Annotated in this window: 19 protein-coding genes; 14 read left to right on the top strand and 5 right to left on the bottom strand. The window is 64.3% G+C overall.

Features of this window, described 5'->3' with window-relative positions; all coding sequences use genetic code 11:
• Positions 1 to 33: 33 nt before the first annotated feature.
• From JQ558_RS15910 to JQ558_RS15875, 8 genes are read left to right on the top strand one after another with little or no spacing between them, the layout of a single operon-like run.
• Positions 34 to 1077 carry an ABC transporter ATP-binding protein gene (locus JQ558_RS15910; RefSeq protein ID WP_212294158.1) on the top strand — a complete coding sequence of 348 codons (1044 nt, stop codon included), beginning with the start codon at positions 34 to 36 and terminating at the stop codon, positions 1075 to 1077.
• A complete protein-coding gene (locus tag JQ558_RS15905) occupies positions 1074 to 1982 on the top strand; it encodes an ABC transporter permease (protein ID WP_212276632.1) in 909 nt (302 codons plus the stop codon). The genes JQ558_RS15910 and JQ558_RS15905 overlap by 4 nt, the downstream gene beginning before the upstream one ends.
• Positions 1979 to 2785 (top strand): ABC transporter permease, encoded by an 807-nt coding sequence (locus JQ558_RS15900; protein WP_212276633.1) that lies wholly within the window; start codon positions 1979 to 1981, stop codon positions 2783 to 2785. The genes JQ558_RS15905 and JQ558_RS15900 overlap by 4 nt, the downstream gene beginning before the upstream one ends.
• A gap of 8 nt (positions 2786 to 2793) precedes the next feature.
• On the top strand, positions 2794 to 3933 hold the full coding sequence (locus JQ558_RS15895) for an FAD-binding oxidoreductase (RefSeq protein WP_212294157.1): 1140 nt from the start codon (positions 2794 to 2796) through the stop codon (positions 3931 to 3933).
• Between the two features lie 35 nt (positions 3934 to 3968).
• On the top strand, positions 3969 to 4265 hold the full coding sequence (locus tag JQ558_RS15890) for a (2Fe-2S)-binding protein (RefSeq protein WP_212001941.1): 297 nt from the start codon (positions 3969 to 3971) through the stop codon (positions 4263 to 4265).
• Positions 4262 to 5680 (top strand): (2Fe-2S)-binding protein, encoded by a 1419-nt coding sequence (locus tag JQ558_RS15885; RefSeq protein ID WP_212294156.1) that lies wholly within the window; start codon positions 4262 to 4264, stop codon positions 5678 to 5680. The genes JQ558_RS15890 and JQ558_RS15885 overlap by 4 nt, the downstream gene beginning before the upstream one ends.
• Positions 5677 to 6798, top strand: coding sequence for an FAD-binding oxidoreductase (locus JQ558_RS15880; RefSeq protein WP_212209091.1), 1122 nt, complete (start codon positions 5677 to 5679; stop codon positions 6796 to 6798). The genes JQ558_RS15885 and JQ558_RS15880 overlap by 4 nt, the downstream gene beginning before the upstream one ends.
• A gap of 18 nt (positions 6799 to 6816) precedes the next feature.
• Positions 6817 to 7164 (top strand): RidA family protein, encoded by a 348-nt coding sequence (locus JQ558_RS15875; protein ID WP_212294155.1) that lies wholly within the window; start codon positions 6817 to 6819, stop codon positions 7162 to 7164.
• Positions 7165 to 7749: 585 nt separating this feature from the next.
• Here the strand turns inward: JQ558_RS15875 and JQ558_RS15870 are convergent.
• The 4 genes from JQ558_RS15870 to JQ558_RS15855 form a co-directional block, all read right to left on the bottom strand.
• Complete coding sequence (locus tag JQ558_RS15870; protein WP_249142481.1) at positions 7750 to 8490, bottom strand: DUF3750 domain-containing protein; 741 nt, start codon at positions 8488 to 8490, stop codon at positions 7750 to 7752.
• Between the two features lie 193 nt (positions 8491 to 8683).
• Positions 8684 to 9133, bottom strand: coding sequence for a nuclear transport factor 2 family protein (locus JQ558_RS15865; protein WP_212209094.1), 450 nt, complete (start codon positions 9131 to 9133; stop codon positions 8684 to 8686).
• A 306-nt stretch (positions 9134 to 9439) separates the two neighbouring features.
• Complete coding sequence (locus tag JQ558_RS15860) at positions 9440 to 9634, bottom strand: hypothetical protein (RefSeq protein ID WP_212209095.1); 195 nt, start codon at positions 9632 to 9634, stop codon at positions 9440 to 9442.
• A gap of 82 nt (positions 9635 to 9716) precedes the next feature.
• Positions 9717 to 10049, bottom strand: coding sequence for a hypothetical protein (locus tag JQ558_RS15855; protein ID WP_212209096.1), 333 nt, complete (start codon positions 10047 to 10049; stop codon positions 9717 to 9719).
• A 156-nt stretch (positions 10050 to 10205) separates the two neighbouring features.
• Here JQ558_RS15855 and JQ558_RS15850 point away from each other — a divergent pair, with 156 nt between their 5' ends.
• Positions 10206 to 11273, top strand: a complete 1068-nt coding sequence (locus JQ558_RS15850) for a DUF1236 domain-containing protein (protein WP_212294154.1) — start codon at positions 10206 to 10208, stop codon at positions 11271 to 11273.
• Between the two features lie 65 nt (positions 11274 to 11338).
• On the opposite strand, the gene JQ558_RS15845 is transcribed toward JQ558_RS15850, so the two are convergent.
• Positions 11339 to 12808: a mannitol dehydrogenase family protein gene (locus JQ558_RS15845; protein ID WP_212294153.1), complete on the bottom strand. Its 1470-nt coding sequence runs from the start codon at positions 12806 to 12808 to the stop codon at positions 11339 to 11341.
• Positions 12809 to 12995: 187 nt separating this feature from the next.
• Here JQ558_RS15845 and JQ558_RS15840 point away from each other — a divergent pair, with 187 nt between their 5' ends.
• The 5 genes from JQ558_RS15840 (at position 12996) to JQ558_RS15820 (ending at position 17910) form a co-directional block, all read left to right on the top strand.
• Complete coding sequence (locus JQ558_RS15840; protein WP_212294152.1) at positions 12996 to 13730, top strand: FadR/GntR family transcriptional regulator; 735 nt, start codon at positions 12996 to 12998, stop codon at positions 13728 to 13730.
• A gap of 64 nt (positions 13731 to 13794) precedes the next feature.
• Positions 13795 to 14787: a sialic acid TRAP transporter substrate-binding protein SiaP gene (locus JQ558_RS15835; protein WP_249142479.1), complete on the top strand. Its 993-nt coding sequence runs from the start codon at positions 13795 to 13797 to the stop codon at positions 14785 to 14787.
• 82 nt (positions 14788 to 14869) lie between these two features.
• Complete coding sequence (locus JQ558_RS15830) at positions 14870 to 15445, top strand: TRAP transporter small permease (protein WP_212209101.1); 576 nt, start codon at positions 14870 to 14872, stop codon at positions 15443 to 15445.
• 4 nt (positions 15446 to 15449) lie between these two features.
• Positions 15450 to 16856 (top strand): TRAP transporter large permease, encoded by a 1407-nt coding sequence (locus tag JQ558_RS15825; protein ID WP_212276643.1) that lies wholly within the window; start codon positions 15450 to 15452, stop codon positions 16854 to 16856.
• Between the two features lie 13 nt (positions 16857 to 16869).
• Positions 16870 to 17910: an L-idonate 5-dehydrogenase gene (locus JQ558_RS15820; RefSeq protein ID WP_212294150.1), complete on the top strand. Its 1041-nt coding sequence runs from the start codon at positions 16870 to 16872 to the stop codon at positions 17908 to 17910.
• The last annotated feature ends 9 nt before the right edge of the window (positions 17911 to 17919 follow it).

Raw genomic sequence — 17919 nt, 5'->3', positions numbered from 1 at the left:
CGCGCTTTGCCACAGCAGCACCCGGAAGCATCCATGTCCTTTCTTGAACTCGACCGTGTCGCAAAACAGTTCGGCGCGCAGACTGTGGTCGATGACTTCAGTCTGACTGTCGGCAAGGGCGAATTCGTCTCCTTCCTCGGCCCGTCGGGCTGTGGCAAGACCACGACGCTGCAGATGATCGCGGGTTTCCTCGATCCCTCGCGCGGCGCGATCCGGCTCGAAGGACGCGACCTGACCGCGGTGCAGCCGGCGAAGCGCGGGCTCGGCATCGTCTTTCAGAGCTACGCGCTGTTCCCGCACATGACGGCGGCCGAGAACGTCGCCTTTGGCCTCGAGATGCGGCGCGTGCCGCGGTCCGAGTGCCGCGAGCGCGTCCACGCCACGCTGGCGATGGTCGGGCTTGCCGGCTACGAGGAGCGTTATCCGCGGCGGATGTCCGGCGGTCAGCAGCAACGCGTCGCGCTTGCCCGCGCGCTCGCGATCCGGCCGAGCGTACTGCTGCTCGACGAGCCGTTGTCGAACCTTGACGCCAAGCTGCGTGAGGAGATGCAGATCGAGCTGCGCCAGATCCAGCGAAATCTCGGCACCACCACCATTCTCGTCACCCACGACCAGAACGAAGCGATGTCGCTGTCCGACCGGATCGTGGTGATGAGCCAGGGCCGGATCGAGCAGATCGGAACGCCGCAGGAAACCTACGAGCGGCCGGCGTCCGCTTTCGTGTCCCAGTTCCTCGGCAAGACCAATGATTTCGCCGCGACCATCGACCGGACCGCCACGCCGGGACGGCTGATCGCGGGCTCCTGGAGCGCGCCGGCACCGGCCGGACTCGCGGGCCCGGTGACGGTCAGCATTCGCCCCGAGCGGATCGGCTTCGGCGACGCCGGGCTCGCGGCGAAGATCGTCACCCGCATCTTCCAGGGCAATCACTGGCTGTTCCAGTGCGAGAGTGAATGCGGCGCGGTGATCGTGATCCGCCAGAACGACGGCCAGCCGCAGCCCGCGGAGGGCGAGGCTGTCCGGCTCGCCTGGCGGCCGGAAGACATGAGCCTGCGCCGCGCCGGAGATGCCGCATGAGCGCGGTCGTCGATGCGGCTCCGCCGAGCGCGAAACCTGCGACGGACGGGCGCGATGCGCGCACGGCGTGGCTGCTGACCGCGCCCGCGCTGATGCTGTTCGTCGGCGTGCTGGTGATTCCGCTTGCCATGACGGTGATGCTCTCGTTCCACGACTGGGGCCAGTACAAGGGCATCGAGCCGGTCTTCATCCTGAAGAACTGGCACGAGGTCGCGACCGATCCCTATTTTGCCGAGATGTTCTGGCGGACGTTTCGCATCGCGCTGCTGACGACGCTGATCACCGCCGTGCTCGGCGCGCCGGAGGCCTACATCCTCAACCGCATGAGCGGACGCTGGAAGAGCTTCTTCCTGCTGGTGATCCTTGGCCCGTTGCTGATCTCCGTGGTGGCGCGCACGCTCGGCTGGGCGCTGCTGTTCGGCGGCAGTAACGGCCTCGTCAACAAGCTGCTGATGTCGCTCGGGCTGATCGGCTCGCCGCTGCCCTTCATGTTCACCGAGACCGGTATCGTCATCGCACTTGCGCATGTGATGATGCCGTTCATGGTGTTGTCGGTCTGGGCCGCGCTGCAGCGCGTCGACCCGCAGATCGAGAACGCCGCGCTGTCGCTCGGCGCCGGCCCGTTCACCATCATCCGCCGCATCGTGCTGCCGCAGATCATGCCGGGCGTGTTGTCGGGCGCGATCATCGTGTTCTCGCTGTCCGCCAGCGCTTTCGCGACGCCCGCCATCATCGGTGGCCGCCGGCTCAAGGTCGCGGCGACGCTCGCCTATGACGAGTTTCTCAACACGCTGAACTGGCCGCTCGGTGCGGCGGTCGCGGTCCTGCTGCTGGTGGCGCTGGTGCTGATCGTCGTCGGCAGCAACGCGCTGATCGAGCGGCGCTACGCCGAGGTGTTCCGATGAGGACCAACGGCCCGCTCGCGCTCACCTTCCATACGATCTTTGTCGTCATCATGCTGGCGCCGATCCTGGTGGTCTGCCTCGTCGCCTTCACGCCCGAGGGCTATTTGTCGCTGCCGACCACCAGCTTCTCGCTGCGCTGGTTCAGGGCGATCGCGAATTATCCCGAGTTCGTCCACGCGTTCTGGGTGAGCCTCGGGTTGGGTGCGCTGTCATCGCTGGTGGCGGTGCTGTTCGCGGTGCCGGCGGCGCTGGCCATCGCCCGTTACAGTTTTCGCGGCCGCGACACCCTCGCGGCGTTGTTCCTGTCGCCGCTGATGATCCCGCATGTCGTGCTCGGCATCGCCTTCCTGCGCTTTTTCACGGCGATCGGCATTGGCGGCAGTTTCGCAGGACTGCTGGTCGCGCATGTGGTGGTGGTTTTCCCGTTCGCACTGCGGCTGACGCTGGCCGCGGCGACCGGCATGGACCGCTCGATCGAAATGGCCGCGGTCTCGCTCGGCGCCGGCGATTGGACGCTGTTCCGCCGCGTGACGCTGCCGCTGATCCTGCCGGGCGTCATCAGCGGCTGGGCGCTGGCCTTCATTCAGTCCTTTGACGATCTGACCATGACCGTCTTCCTGGCGACGCCAGGCACCGAGACGCTGCCGGTTCGCATGTTCCTTTACATTCAGGACAACATCGATCCGCTGGTGACGTCAGTCTCGGCCAGCGTGATCGCGATCACCATGACCGCCCTGATCCTGCTCGACCGCTTCTACGGGCTCGACCGCGTGCTGGCCGGCAAGAACGACCCGGGGCGCTAGGAGTACTTATGTTGAAGGACTATGACGTCGCTGTCGTGGGCGGCGGATTGCTTGGCTCCGCTATCGCCTGGGGTCTTGGCCGGCTCGGAAAGCGGGTCGTCGTCCTCGACGAGGGCGACATCGCCAAGCGCGCCTCGCGGGCAAACTTCGCGCTGGTCTGGGTGCAGAGCAAAGGCCTCGGCATGCCGGCCTACACCGGCTGGACCATGCGGGCCTCCGAGACCTGGGGCAGGCTCGCCGCCGAATTGAAAGACCAGACCGGGCTCGACGTCGCCCTGCAGCAGAATGGCGGTTTCCACCTGACGCTTGGCGAGAATGAGTTTGCGCAGCGCGCGCAGCTTGTGACGCGGATGCACAACCAGGTCGGCGCGGCTGATTACCGGATGGAGATGCTGTCGGCCTCCGAGGTCAAGAAGATGCTGCCGCTGATCGGTCCGGAGGTCTCCGGCGGCAGCTTCTGCCCATGGGACGGGCATGTGAATTCGCTGCGCACCTTCCGCGCCTTCCACACCGGCCTGAAATTGTTCGGCATCGAGTACTTTCCCGAGCGGCCGGTCTCGGCGATCGCGCGGCGCGGCGGCGAATTCCAGCTCTCGACAGCGCAGGGCGAGATCCGCGCCGGCAAGGTCGTGCTCTCCGCCGGCAACGCCAACCAGTCGCTGGCGCCGATGGTCGGCCTGTCGGCGCCGATGGGCCCGACCCGCGGCCAGATCGTGGTGACCGAGCGCACCATGCCGTTCCTGCCGCATCCCCTGACCACCATTCGCCAGACCGACGAAGGCACGGTGATGATCGGCGACAGCAAGGAAGATCAGCTCGACGATCGCACGCTGAACCATTCGGTCAGCGCCGTGATGGCGGATCGGGCGCAGCGCACGTTTCCGCATCTGGCGCGCCTGAACGTCGTGCGCACCTGGTCCGGCATCCGCGTGATGCCGCAGGATGGTTTCCCGATTTACGATCAGTCGGAGAGCGCGCCGGGCGCGTTCGTCACCTGCTGTCATTCCGGCGTGACGCTGGCTTCCAACCACGCCTTCGAGATTGCGCGGATGGTGGCGGCGGGCGCGCTCGAACCGGAACTGGTCGGCGCGTTCTCGGCCCGCCGCTTCGAGGCGAACCATGCCGCGACCGGCAGCGGCTATTACTGACATCGACACGACCCGAAGGGGCGAAGAGGCAGCCAATGTTCAAACGATCCGATCAGGACAGCAGACGATCCGTGCACATCGTCGTGGACGGGGCCGCCGTCGCGGCGCGCGAGGGCGATACGGTGTCCGCAGCATTGCTCGCCTCCGGCCGCGACGTGCGCCGCGCGACCGCGGTGAGCGGCGCGCCGCGCTTGCCCTATTGCATGATGGGTGTGTGCTTCGACTGCCTCGTCACCATCGACGGCGTCGGCAATCGGCAAGGCTGCCTGGTGCCCGTTGCCGAGGGCATGCAGATCGAGATCCAGAAGGGCAAGCGGGAGATCGGCCGATGAACACGACTGCCAGGCGCGACAGCTATGACGTCGTGGTGATCGGGGCAGGGCCTGCCGGACTCGCCGCCGCTGCGACCGCGGCCGAGGCTGGCCTGTCGACGCTGCTGCTCGACGAGAACGCCGGCCCTGGCGGTCAGGTCTGGCGCGCCATCGCCTCGACCCCGGTGACGAAACGCGACCACCTCGGCGCCGAATATTGGGCGGGCGCGGAACTAGTCGAGGCGGTGCGATCGAGCGGCGCCGAGATCATTCAGCGCGCGACGGTCTGGAGCCTCGACCGGAATCTCGAAATCGGCATATCGCTAGGCGGCGCGTCATTCTTCGTTAGGGCGAGTCGGGTGATTCTGGCGACGGGCGCGCTGGAGCGGCCGTTTCCGATTCCCGGTTGGACCCTTCCGGGCGTGATGACCGCAGGCGCGGCGCAGACCATGCTGAAATCATCGGGCCTCGTGCCGGACGGGCCGACGGTGATCGCGGGCCAGGGGCCGCTGCTTTGGCTGCTCGCCGCGCAGATCCTGCGCCTCGGCGGCCGCATCGACCGCATCCTCGATACCACCGAGCGTCGAAATTATCTTGCCGCGCTGCCTCACGCCTTCGCCTTCATGACGTCGCCCTATTTCGCAAAGGGTTTTGCGTTGATGAGGCAGGTGCGCGCGAAAGTGCCTGTGGTGTCTGGCGTCACCGAACTCGCTGCCGCCGGTGCCGGCCAGCTCGCAACCGTAACCTATCTGTCCGGCAGCCGGCGCGAGACTGTTCCGGCCGAGTTGCTGCTGCTGCACCAGGGCGTGGTGCCCAACGTCAACCTGGCGATGGCGGTCGGGATCGAGCATCGCTGGGATGAGCTGCAATTGTGCTGGTCGCCGGTGCTTGATCGCGACGGCAGCACATCGGTCGAAGGCATCGCGATCGCCGGCGATGGTGCCGGGATCGGCGGCGCGGATGCCGCCATTGTCCGCGGCCGTATCGCTGCGCGCGCCGCGGTCGAGGCGCTGGCGCCTGCGGCTGCTTTCAAGCTCGCGCCGATGGCGACCATCAGAGCATCGCTGGTAAAGGCCGAGCGCGGCCGCATTTTCCTCGACACGCTGTTCCGTCCGGCCCCGCAATTTCGCATCCCCTCTGACGACACCATCGTCTGTCGCTGCGAGGAGGTATCGGCCAAGGACATTCTTGACGCCGTCGCGATCGGTGCGACCGGTCCGAACCAGCTCAAGGCCTATCGCCGCACCGGCATGGGTCCCTGCCAGGGCCGGCTCTGCGGCCTGACGGTCACCGAGCTGATGGCGCAGGCCCGTGGCAAGACGCCCCAGGAGATCGGCTACTATCGGCTGCGTGCACCGGTGAAGCCGATCACGCTGGCGGAACTGGCGGCGGTGCCGAAGACAGACGCCGACGTCAATGCGGTGGTGCGCGGATGACGAAGCTTGCGGATGCCATCATCGTCGGTGGCGGCATCCACGGATGCTCGACCGCGCTTCACCTGTGCCTCGCCGGCATGAAGCCGGTGCTGGTCGAGAAGGACTATGCCGGCCGCCACGCCTCGGGCGTCAATGCCGGCGGCGTCCGCCAGCTCGCACGGCATGTCGCCGAGATCCCGCTCTCGATCCGCTCGATGGGAATTTGGGAGCGGATCGAAGCGCTGGTCGACGACAGCTGCGGCTTCGAAAGCCATGGCCAGGTGCTGGTCGCCGAGAACGACACCGAATTTGATGCCTGTCGCGCGCGTGTCGCCGAGCTGAACGCGCTCGGTTTCACCCACGAGGAACTGATCGATGGGCCGGAGCTGCGGCGGCTGGTGCCGGCGGTGGCCGACAGCTGCCCCGGCGGGGTGGTGTCGCGGCGCGACGGCGCGGCCGAACCGGCCCGAACCACCACCGCGATCCGCCGCAAGGCCGAAGCGCTCGGCGCCACCGTCGTTGAGGGCGTCGCCGCGACCAACATTCGAAAGCAGGACGGGCTGTGGCGGGTTGATGTCGGCGCCGACAGCTATGCGGCGCCGGTGCTCGTTAATGCCGCCGGTGCCTGGGCCGGCCGCATCGCCGCTGATCTCGGCGAGCCGGTGCCGGTCGAGACCGTGGCGCCGATGCTGATGATCACGTCCCGCGTGCCGCATTTCATCGATCCCGTCGTGATCCTGCGCGGGCGCAAGCTGTCCTTCAAACAGTTCGCCAACGGCACGGTGCTGATCGGCGGCGGGCATCTGGCGACGCCGGATCAGGATCGCAACGAGACGGTGCTGGACTGGCGCAGCCTCGCCATCAGCGCCCGCACCGTGTTCGAACTATTTCCCGTGATGCGCAGCGCCACCATCGTGCGGGCGTGGGCCGGCATCGAGGCTCGCACAAAAGACGAACTGCCCGTCTTCGGCCCGAGCGCCCGCCACGTGGGGCTCTATCACCAGTTCGGCTTTTCGCTGCACGGCTTCCAGCTCGGTCCCGGCGCCGGCGCCGTGATGACGGAGCTGATCGTGAGCGGCGGCACCCAGACCCGGATCGGCGATCTCGGCATCGACCGCTTTCATTCTTCCCCACCCTGAAACCAAGATGAGGACATCATGAACATCATCCGCAACATCCGTACCCCGATTATGCACCGCGCCGTCGAAGCCAACGATTTCGTCTTTGTCGGCGGCACGATCGCCGACGACACCAGCGTCTCGATGGGCGACCAGACCCGCGACATCCTCGGCAAGATCGCGGGCTATCTGAAGGAGGCGGGCACGGATCGATCGCGCGTCGTCAGCGCCTCGATCTTTGTCACGGATCTCTCGAAGAAAAAGGAGATGGACGCGGCCTGGACCGAATTCTTCGGTGACAATTTGCCGGCGCGCGCCACCGTCGGTGTGGCCGATCTCGGTGGCGGCGCCTTGATTGAGGTCGTGGTCACCGCGCTCAAAGGCTGAGGCGCGCATTTCCCTCTCGTTTCACCGGCTGACCGGTGAAACGAAGGGGACCGTGCGCGGTGCGGTCATTCTTCCGCTGGGCCGGCAAGGCTGCGACGGAGGCGCTGGGTTTCGCGCCACGTCTCACGAGCCTGTTTGCCAAAACGAGCGAGTCTGGTTGCGACCTGCATGATGATGAGTGTGACCATGGCTATCGGCCCGCTCTGGAGAACAAGCGATCGATTTGTCGCTCGGCATCATCTGACAGTTTTTGCAGCCCGTGGTCGGTAACGTACGTCTCAACGGCGCGGGCAGCCCGTCGCTCATTGGATTCGATACGAGCGCGCAACAATCTTGCAAAAAATGAAGTCTTTTCGGTCGGGGCAGAAAGCCAGGCCCCAGTGGTTAATACGTTCGCCATTAGATGGCTCCTTTTCGGAGTTGTCCTTGGGGCGAATTTCCTACCTGAGCCAGAGATAAGGGTTGCTGCGTGCAATGCGAGATCAAATTGCGCGCATCATGCATGAATTTTTGCCGCATCAGCGAGTGATGACGCGGTCACGGCTGACGACGCCAATCCGGTCAGCGGCAAAGGTTAACGGCGGGCTAAATTCCGGCGGCCATGCCCAATCGGCCGATGCCCGGAAATTTCAGCGCCGGCCGGCGAATATCCAATCCCAGCACCGCGCCGAGGAAATTGATTTCGAGGCCTTCGACCCATCCGACGGTGAGGCCGAGATAACCTCCAAGCGACGCAAAAACGCCGGTGCCGGAAGCCGTCAGTCCGAATGACTTGCCCTCGTAGGGATAGTCTTTTCCGATCGCGGTGGGCGGCAGCACAGCCATCAGTTCGGGGACCGCGTTGAGGACGGCCTGCACGAAGGTGTTGGAGTTCGGACCCGGCCACGGGCTGTAGTCGCCATAGGCCCGGAATCGATAATTTTCGACGACGTGACGGATCTTGGGAATGAGGCGGCTTGCTTCCTCGCCATCGACCGCGACGATGGTTTCGGGGGACGCGCCGAACCAGCGCGCATCGGCCGCGAAGCCGTTGGTCCGAATCGGCTCGCCCCAGGCGGTGTAGTCATAGCGGGTGTAGGTCGCGGCGTTCTGCTCCTTGATAACGATCCAGGTGTGGATCGCGAAGATCGCCTTCCAACGCAGCGTGCGCGCGCCATAAATGCGAATGACCGCCTCGGGGTGACGAGACGCCTCGGGCAAAAGCCCGGCGCTGGAGCGGTCCGCTGTCTGCCAGCTTCCACGCGGGTCATCGGACCAATAGCGGGCCGCCGATACACCGATCGGGAAAAAAACCAACGACAGAAAGATGATGACTAGTTTGATCAAGGGGGCGACGGGAGTGATTGATATGGAAACAACGATCCCTGATATAGTTCGACTTTCTGTCTGCGCCAGTTTGGTGCCGAGTCTTTATGAAGGGGGCGCCACTGGCAAGGCAGATTGGCGCGATCCATCGGGAGACATCAGCCAGCGCACCGATGATCCGGCGCGCTGGCTTGAGCGCTGCACTCCGCGGCTGCTACCCGAGCTTGGTCGACGAGCGCGACAGCAGTTTCCAGTCCGACCCCTGCTTTAGCCACGTCATCAGGATGTGGAGGTTGGTGGAGGTCTTCTTGCCGTCGGCGACGGCCTCCTGCTCACCGAGCCAGTTGAACCGGACGGTCGCGACCGGGCCGACGACGCGGATCGCGGGGTCCTTATAGACCAGCGACAGCCACTTCGATTTTCCGCTGGTCGCGCCGGCGAGGAAGGCCGCTTTGTCCTCGACGCGGCCATCCGAGTGGCTGTAGCTGAGTTCGGCTGCGCAAAGCGACGCCAGCCCCTCGGCGTTGGCGGCGGCCTGCGCGGTGCGGAAGGCCTCGAGGTTTTTGGCGACCGCATCTTCATCGGCGCCGGCGAAGGCTGGCATCACGCCGAGAAGTCCGATGGCGAGTACCGGTAACGCAAGCTGACGACGATCGATGTCCATGGATTTCCTCCGTTGTTATCGTTTTGAGACCGTGCGTTGTTTTTGCTGGCCGGGATTCGCGATCGGGACAGGAACCGGCCTGCGCACGCACGCGGTTGCGGCTTCCGCAGGACCGATTGAAACACAGGGTTGTGTCTTCTGAAAGTATTATCAGCGGTGTGCGCTGCAAGAGAAAGCGAGGTCGCTCGCGCAGTCGCGTCAGGTTTGCAATTTGGTGCTTGTAATCTGGCTAGCGTCAGCTTCAGGCGAGCAGAGGCTCTGGAGCAGCCGCCTGGGCGTTAAATGCCGCCGCCATGCAGATCCGAATCAGACCAGCGCCGTCGGCTTTGGCGGATGGGCGGTCCGGGGATGATGATCGTGCAGGTAGGTTGCGAGCGTATTTGCAATGACGCCGTCATCGACGGCAGCCGCAAACAACATTTCCTGGGCGTCGCGCGACAGCTCCGGCCACACCTTCAGTGCTGCGTGACCGAGCAGCGCAGCGAACTTGCTTTCGTCCATCTCAAACCTCACGCGGTGCCGGAAGCCGGGCGCGCCGAAGGCCGCAGATTTCTCTGCGGCCTCGACTTGCGAAATTGAAATCCTAGTAGCGCGGTCCGACGCCAAATCCAACACCGACGCCGCCCGGTCCGACGCCGATACCGACGCTCGGGCCGTCATTGTAATAGCCGCGGCGTTCAATGTATCGCTCGCGCGGAGCGTAATAATTGTAGCTGTCGCCGTATTCGCGCTCAACGACGACGCGACGGCCGCCACGGGTACGGTAGCATTGGCCAAATTCGTCGCAGACCATTCTGACATGTTCGATGCCGTTATCCGGCATCACGGTAATGCCATTCGAGAGCGGTGCGGCCGTTGCGCCGGTAGCGAACAGGGTGCCGGCGCCAATCGCGAGCACTACGATCAATTTCTTCATGACTGAACTCCTTCAGGTCGATGATCACCAACCCCATCACTTACCGAATGTTCCCGGATTTGGAATGTTCCCGGTTCCTCAATATTTGGCGCTGCGGAAATCGGAACCCGGCAGCCTCGGGCTCGTTCATCCCGAACGCAACAGGAGGAGTTCCAAATGAAAACACGTCTTCTTTTAACCACCGCCGTTGGGGTTGTCTTCGCCACCGCGGCATTTGCGCAGTCGCCAAAGGAGCCGTCGACCTCGCCGAGCCCGCAAACCCAAACGCCGCAGAAGGCACCTGACAGGTCAAGCAGCCAGACGCCGTCTTCGTCGCAGGCGCAGACGACGCCTTCCACTTCTTCCCAGTCTGGTGGAACGTCTGCTCCGGCTCAGGCGCAAACCAATGCTCCGTCGCCGTCCAACAACCAGGCCCAGCAGACGCCTGCAACCGGCAGCTCGAGCAATCAGGCGCAGCAGGCGCCGGCAAGCTCCAACACAACAGCGCAGCAGCCGCCGCAGAACACAACAGCGCAACAACCGTCACAGAACACCACCGCGCAGCAGCCCTCGCAGAGCACCACTGCGCAGCAGCCTGCCCAGTCGACCAACCCGCCTTCGAATACGGCGCAATCCTCGTCGACCAACGTGAATGCGTCGGTCAATATCAACGATCAGCAGCGAACGCGGGTCACGCAATCGATCTCGCGGCTGAACGTGCAGCCGCTCACCAACGTCAACTTCTCGCTCTCGGTCGGCACCGCCGTTCCGCGTGACGTGCGGCTGCAGACACTCCCTGCGGACGTCGTGGAAATCGTTCCGCAGTATCGCGGATACAGCTTCTTTGTGGTGCGCGACGAAATCGTGATCGTCGAACCGTCCACCTACCAGATCGTGACGGTTCTGCCGCGTTCGGGCGGCTCGACGGCCGCCGCTCCGGCGCGCTCGCAGTCGAAGGCCGCGTTTACCGACAAGGATCGCGACGCGGTCCGCAAGCACGTCAAGACCAGAACTGAACGTACCGAACGTCAGGCCACCGGCAGCACGGCGCAAACCACCGGCAGTAGCGCAAGGATGGTGATCCGTCGTGGCGAGCGTTTGCCGGAAGCCGTCGAAGTGGACGAGTTTCCCGAGACGGTGTATCGGGACGCGCCCGCGCTGCGCGAGTATCGGTACATTCATCGCGAAAACCGGACCTATCTCGTCGATCCGGGCGAGCGAATGGTGATCGAGGAAATCGACTGACGGCATTCGGATTGAAAGGCGGCCTTCGGGCCGCCTTTCTCACGTCGGTGCGCTCGCCGGTCAGTCTATGCCGGTGCCCAGGCCTGCACCGCCCGACGGGCGCCCAATTCGTAGAGCTGCGCCAGGGCGCGCGTCACGGCGTCGCGCAGGCGGGGGTCGTTTCCAAATTCGCCGAAGATCGAACCAATGTCGAGCAACGCAGGCGCGAGCCGATCTGCGACGGGGCCGGCTTTCTTGGCGATCGCCGCCAGTTCCGCCGCGAGGGGATCGCGCACGTCGATCGGCTGTCCGTTTTCATCGCTGGCCGTGACGTAGCGCATCCAGCCTGCGACCGCGAGCGCGTGCGTATTGATCGGCAAGCCCTGCCGCAGCCGGTCCTGCATCGTGCCGAGCAGCCGCTGTGGCAATTTCTGCGATCCGTCCATCGCTATCTGCCAGGTGCGGTGACGCAGGGCAGGGTTGGTAAAGCGCTCGAGAAGCGAGGCGCTGTATCCCGCCAGATCGGTCCCCTCCGGCATCGAAAGCGTCACGGCGGATTCTTGCATCACACCGTGGGCGAACGCCGCAAAGCGATCGTCGGTCATGGCAGCGGCAATGGTCTCATGGCCCGCGAGATAGCCGAGATAGGCCAGCGCCGAGTGGCTGGCGTTGAGCAGCCGCAGCTTCATGTGTTCGAACGGTGTCACATCAGTGACGAGCTGCACGCCGGCGCGTGCGAAATCGGGCCGGCCGGCCGGAAAATTGTCTTCGACGATCCATTGCGTGAACGGCTCTGATATCACGGGCCATGCGTCGGTCATGCCGAGTTCGGACGAGACCGCCGCGCGATCGGCGTCGGTGGTCTCGGGGACGATGCGATCGACCATCGTCGACGGGCAGGCGACGTGATCGGCGATCCACTTTCCGAGCTCCGGCGATCGCAGGTGAGCGAACTCAGTCAGGATCCGTTTCACGGTATGGCCGTTGGCCGAAAGATTGTCGCAGGAGAGAACGGTGAAGGGCGCGATATCAGCCGCGCGGCGGCGCGCCAGCGCGGCCACGATGAATCCCGGGGCCGATCGCGGTGCATCGGGGTTTGCAAGGTCGTGGACGATATCGGGATGGTCAGCGTTAAGTTCGCCGGTCTGCGGCGTGTGGCAATAGCCCTTTTCAGTGATCGTCAGCGAGACGATGCGCGTGGCGGGATCAGCCATGCGCGCGATCAATTGCGCGGGGTTGTTCCTGGCGACCTGCGTCTGCAGCACCGAGCCGATGATCCGGTGTTCAGTGCCCGCGCCGGAGCGAACGGCAAGCGCATAGAGACAATCCTGCGGGGCGAGGGCGTCGTAGGTGTCCGAACTTCGAAGGCTGGCGCCGATGATTCCCCAGTCCGTCGCGCCGTTTGCGAGCAGGTCGTCGATCACGACCGCCTGGTGCGCACGATGAAAGGCGCCGATTCCGAGATGGACAATGCCTGATGTGACGCGTGCCCGGTCGTAACCGGGGCGTCCGATATGGCTGGGGAGCCGGGCGAGGCTGGCGTTCGAGAGGCGCAAATCAGCCTCCTTTGGGTTGGAATGGCGGAATTTTCGCCATTCGCCTTGACATGGCGCGCCCGTAAGGTCAATATTTGGTCAATTGGTAAGGCCAATTTACCGATTGGCGGTTGACTCAAGGGTCAGCCGATTGGCCAAAGCCGCCCAGAAAAAGAACCGATCCGCGGGATCATTCGGGGGAAGCAGCGTGCCGTTAGAGGCAGTGGAAGCGCGACGCCTATACCGCCAGGTTGCCGATCAGCTGCGCGCCTTGATCGACAGCGGCGAATACGCCGTCGGCTCCAGGCTCCCCACCGAACGCGATATCGCGGAGCAATTGAAGGTCTCGCGTCCCACCGTGCGCGAAGCACTGATCGCGCTCGAAGTCGAAGGACGTGTTCGCATTCGTGTCGGCTCCGGAATCTATGTCAGCGACCCGGCCGCGCTGGCCGCGCCTTTGCCGGCCTCCGCAACGATCGAAGGGCCGTTCGAATTGCTGCGCGCCCGCGAATTCATCGAAGGCGCCATCGCCGAGCAAGCGGCGAGGGTGGCGAAGCCGGAAGATATCGCGCGCATCGACGCCTCGCTGCTGGCGATGGCAAACACCCAGCATCCCGGCGACGCCTCGATGATCCACGACCGCGCGTTCCATGTTGCGGTGGCGGGATGTCTGGATAACGCCGTGCTGGTTCGCGTCGTCGGCGAACTCTTTGACCAGCGGCTCAATCCCTATTTCGCCAAGCTCGCGCATTATTTCGAGAACCCGGAATCCTGGGGCGCCGCGCTCGCCGAGCATCAGGCGATCCGCGACGCCATCGCCGCCCGCGATCCCGACGCTGCCCGCACCGCCATGCGCGAGCATCTGGCGCGTTCGCAGGAACGCTTTGCACAAAACTTTGGAGCCGAAGCCGCATCGCCTCACGCACAGGCAAGGAGCGGCTGATCACGCATTCGAACGGTTCGGCCAAAAAGGCTGAAACGGTTGAGTAACAAAAGCAAATGTAACAATGGAGGAGATTTCCGTGCTGAAGAAATTGACAATTATATTGGCGGCTTCCGCTGCCGCGCTTGTTGCCGCCACCAGCGCCGGCATGGCGCAGACCAAACTGAAATGGGCGCACGTCTATGAAACGTCCGAGCCGTTCCACACCGCGTCGGTGTGGGCCGCGCAGGAGATCGGCAAGCGCACCAACGGCCGCTATGCGATCGACGTCTATCCGGCCTCGCAGCTCGGCAAGGAGGCCGATATCAACCAAGGCCTTTCGCTGGGCTCGGTCGATATCATCATCTCCGGCTCCAGCTTCGCCGCCAAGAGCTTCCCGCCGATCGGCGTGACCTATTATCCCTACACCTTCCGCGATGCTGATCATCTTTTGGCCTACACCAAGAGCGATGTCTTCAAGGATCTCACCAAGGGTTATGAAGACAAGACCGGCCACCGCATCGTGGCGGTGACCTATTACGGCGTGCGTCACACCTCGTCGAACCGTCCGATCAAGGCCTGCGCGGACATGAAGGGCCTCAAGATCCGCGTGCCCGACGTGCCGGCCTATCTGGCGATGCCGCGCGCCTGCGGCGCCAACACCGCGCCGATCGCTTTCGCCGAAGTCTATCTGGCGCTGCAGAACGGCACCGTCGAAGCCCAGGAAAATCCGCTCACCACCATCGAGGCGAAGAAGTTCTACGAGGTGCAGAAGCACATCGTGCTGACCGGTCACATCGTCGACCACCTCAACACGATCATTTCCGGCGGGCTCTGGAAGAAGCTCAGCGAAGAGGATCGCAAGATCTTCACCGAAGTGACCCAGGAAGCCGCTGCCAAGGCCACCGGCGAGATCAAGGTCAACGAAGCCAAACTGGTCGATTTCTTCAAGCAGAAGGGTCTCACCGTCACCGAGGTCGACAAGGCCGCGTTCCGTGACACCGTGATCAAGACCACGAGCTTTGAAAGCTTCGACTACCGCAAGGCCGACTGGGAGCGCATCCAGGCGGTGAAGTAAGCCGACGCCTTTTGCCCCTGCCTGCCGCGTCCTTCGGCGGGCAGGGGCAAGCTATCTCGAGCGCATTTGGAAAGAGACGCCGATGTCGGCTGAAGTGCACAAGCAGATCACGGCGGAAGAGATCGCCCATACGTTCGAGGACGAGGCGCCGAAGGGCGCCGACCTCAGTCCGTATGCGTTCGAGGACTGGCTGGCGCTGGTGATCTTCTGGATCATGGCGCTGTGCGTTTTCCTGCAGTTCTTCACCCGTTACGTCCTCAACGACAGCTACGCCTGGACCGAGGAGATCGCGACCTATTGCCTGATCGGCGTGGTGTTCATCGGCTCGTCGATGTGCGTGCGGCTGTCGCGGCACATCCAGGTCGACCTGGTGTTCCGCTATCTGCCGCATGCGGTGGGGCGCGCGCTCTCGACCGTGATCGACCTGATCCGGATCGCCTTCTTCGGCTACGCGATCAAGCTGGTCTGGGTCTACATCCAGATCATCGGCGAAGAGCGGATGACGACGATCAAGATTGAAAAAGGTTTTGTCTATTACGGCGTCCTGCTCGGCTTCGTGCTGATGTTCGGCCGTTCGATCCAGATCGCGATCGAAAACTGGCGGCGCGGCTATTCGATACTGGAGCGCCCCGGCGCCTTCGACGGAACGGAAGGGTAGGGCGATGCTGCTGCTGCTTGGGGCATTTCTGCTGTTGATGCTGGTCGGCCTTCCCGTTGCGCTCGCGATGGCGGTGTCGTCGCTGTTGTATATTCTCGTCACCGGCATCACGCCCGACGTGACGCTGGCGCAGCGCATGATCGCGGGCGTCGAGAGTTTTCCGCTGCTCGCGGTTCCCTTCTTCATCCTCGCCGGCAATCTGATGAACATCGCCGGCGTCACCGGGCGCATCTACAGCTTTGCGGTAGCATTGGTGGGCTGGATGCGCGGCGGCCTCGGCCACGTCAACATCGTCGGCTCGGTGATCTTTTCCGGCATGTCCGGCACCGCGATCGCGGACGCCGCAGGCCTCGGCACCATCGAAATCAAGGCGATGAAGGACCACGGCTATTCGACCGAGTTTTCGGTCGGCGTGACCGCGGCGTCCGCGACGCTTGGCCCGATCATCCCGCCGTCGCTGCCGTTCGTGATCTACGGCATGATGGCGAACGTCTCGATCGGCGCGCTGTTCCTCGGCGGCCTCATTCCGGGCGTCGTCATGACCTTGATGATGATGGCGACCGTGGCCTATTTCGCCCACAAGAACGGCTGGGGCAGCGATACGCCGTTCTCCTGGCGGCAGATCGGCTCGGCCGGGCTCGAGATCGTGGTCGTGCTGTGCTTTCCGCTCGCGGTCTGGCTGCTGGTGCTCGCCGGGCTCTCGGTCAACATGGCTGTTGGCATCGGGCTCGTGGCGCTGCTGGCGCTCGACTGGTATTTCGATTTCTCCGCCGTGATGGCGCTGATGGCGCCGGTCATCCTGATCGGCGGCATGACGCTGGGCTGGTTCACGCCGACGGAGGCCGCGGTCGCCGCCGTGATCTGGTCGCTGTTCCTGGGGCTGGTGCGCTATCGCTCGATGACGTTGCAGACGGTGGCGAAGGCGACGTTCGACACCATCGAGACCACGGCATCGGTGCTGTTCATCGTGACGGCGGCCTCGATCTTCGCCTGGCTCTTGACGGTGTCGCAGGCGGCGCAGATCCTCACCGACGCGATACTCGGGATCACCCAGAACAAATGGGTGTTCCTGCTGCTGGCGAACATCCTGATCCTGTTTGTCGGCTGCTTCATCGACACCATCGCGGCGATCACCATCCTGGTGCCGATCCTGCTGCCGATCGTCCTGAAGCTGGGCATCGATCCCATTCACTTCGGCCTGATCATGACGCTCAACCTGATGATCGGCCTGTTGCACCCGCCGCTTGGCATGGTGCTGTTCGTGCTCGCCCGCGTCGCAAAGCTCTCGGTCGAGCGCACGACGATGGCGATCCTCCCCTGGCTGGTGCCGCTGCTGCTGGCGCTCGTCGCCATCACCTACATCCCGGAGCTGACGCTCTGGCTGCCGAAATATATGGGACTTGCTAAGTGATAGGACTCGCAAAATGACATCGATGGCTTTGGCTGCAACACTGTTCGGCCCCGAGGATTTGCGCATGGTCGAGCGGCCGCTCGATCCGTTGGCGTCAGGCATGGTGCGGATTCGTTTCGGCGCCGGCGGCATTTGCGGCTCCGACATGCATTACTACCGCCATGCCCGCACCGGCGATTTCGTCGTCACCTCGCCATTGGTGCTCGGCCATGAGATCGCGGGCGAGGTCGTCGAGATCTCGGGCAGCGCGCCCGGCCTGAAGACCGGCGATCGCGTCGCCGTCAATCCATCGCGCTGGTGCGGCCACTGCACACCGTGCCGCGAGGGCCGGCTGAACCTGTGCGAGAACATCTTCTTCATGGGCTCGGCTTCCAAGACGCCGCACATGCAGGGCGGGTTTTCCAGCCTGTTCGACGCCGTTCCCGCGCAGTGCGTCAAAATTCCGGACCATGTGACGTACCAGGCGGCGGCGCTGGCCGAGCCGCTCGCGGTCTGCCTGCACGCGGTCGCCCGCGCCGGCGACGTCAAGGGAAAACGCGCGGTGCTGTTCGGCTCGGGCCCCATTGGCCTGCTGACGATGCTGGCAGCGCGCCGCGCCGGCATTGCCGAAGTCACCGTCGTCGATATCGCCGCCGCGCCGTTGGCGTTTGCCACGCGGCTCGGCGCCAACCATGTCATCGACATCTCCAAAGGCGATGAAGCCCTGAAGGCGGTGGCGCCGTACGATGTGGCGTTTGAAGTTTCCGGCACGGCGGCGGGTCTCGCGAGCGCGATCGGCGCGGTCAGGCGCGGCGGCGTCGTCGTCCAGATCGGCAATCTGCCGGGCGGGCAAATTCCAACGCCGGCGAATGCCGTGATGGCCAAGGAGATCGATCTGCGCGGCTCGTTCCGATTCGGGCCGGAATTCATGACCGCGGTCGAACTGATTTCCGACGGCAGCGTCGATGTGCTGTCGCTGGTGACCGCCGAGCGTCCGCTCTCGGTCGCACCCGATGCGGTTCGTCTCGCACTGGACCGCTCGCAAAGCGTCAAGGTCGTGCTGACGGCGCAGTGACCGGAAGAT

The sequence above is a fragment of the Bradyrhizobium sp. AUGA SZCCT0160 genome (assembly GCF_018130105.1).
In the GTDB taxonomy this organism is placed as follows: Bacteria; Pseudomonadota; Alphaproteobacteria; order Rhizobiales; family Xanthobacteraceae; genus Bradyrhizobium.
The sequence above is the reverse complement of the archived record's forward strand: the minus strand, read 5'-3'. Positions and strand labels throughout refer to the sequence as shown.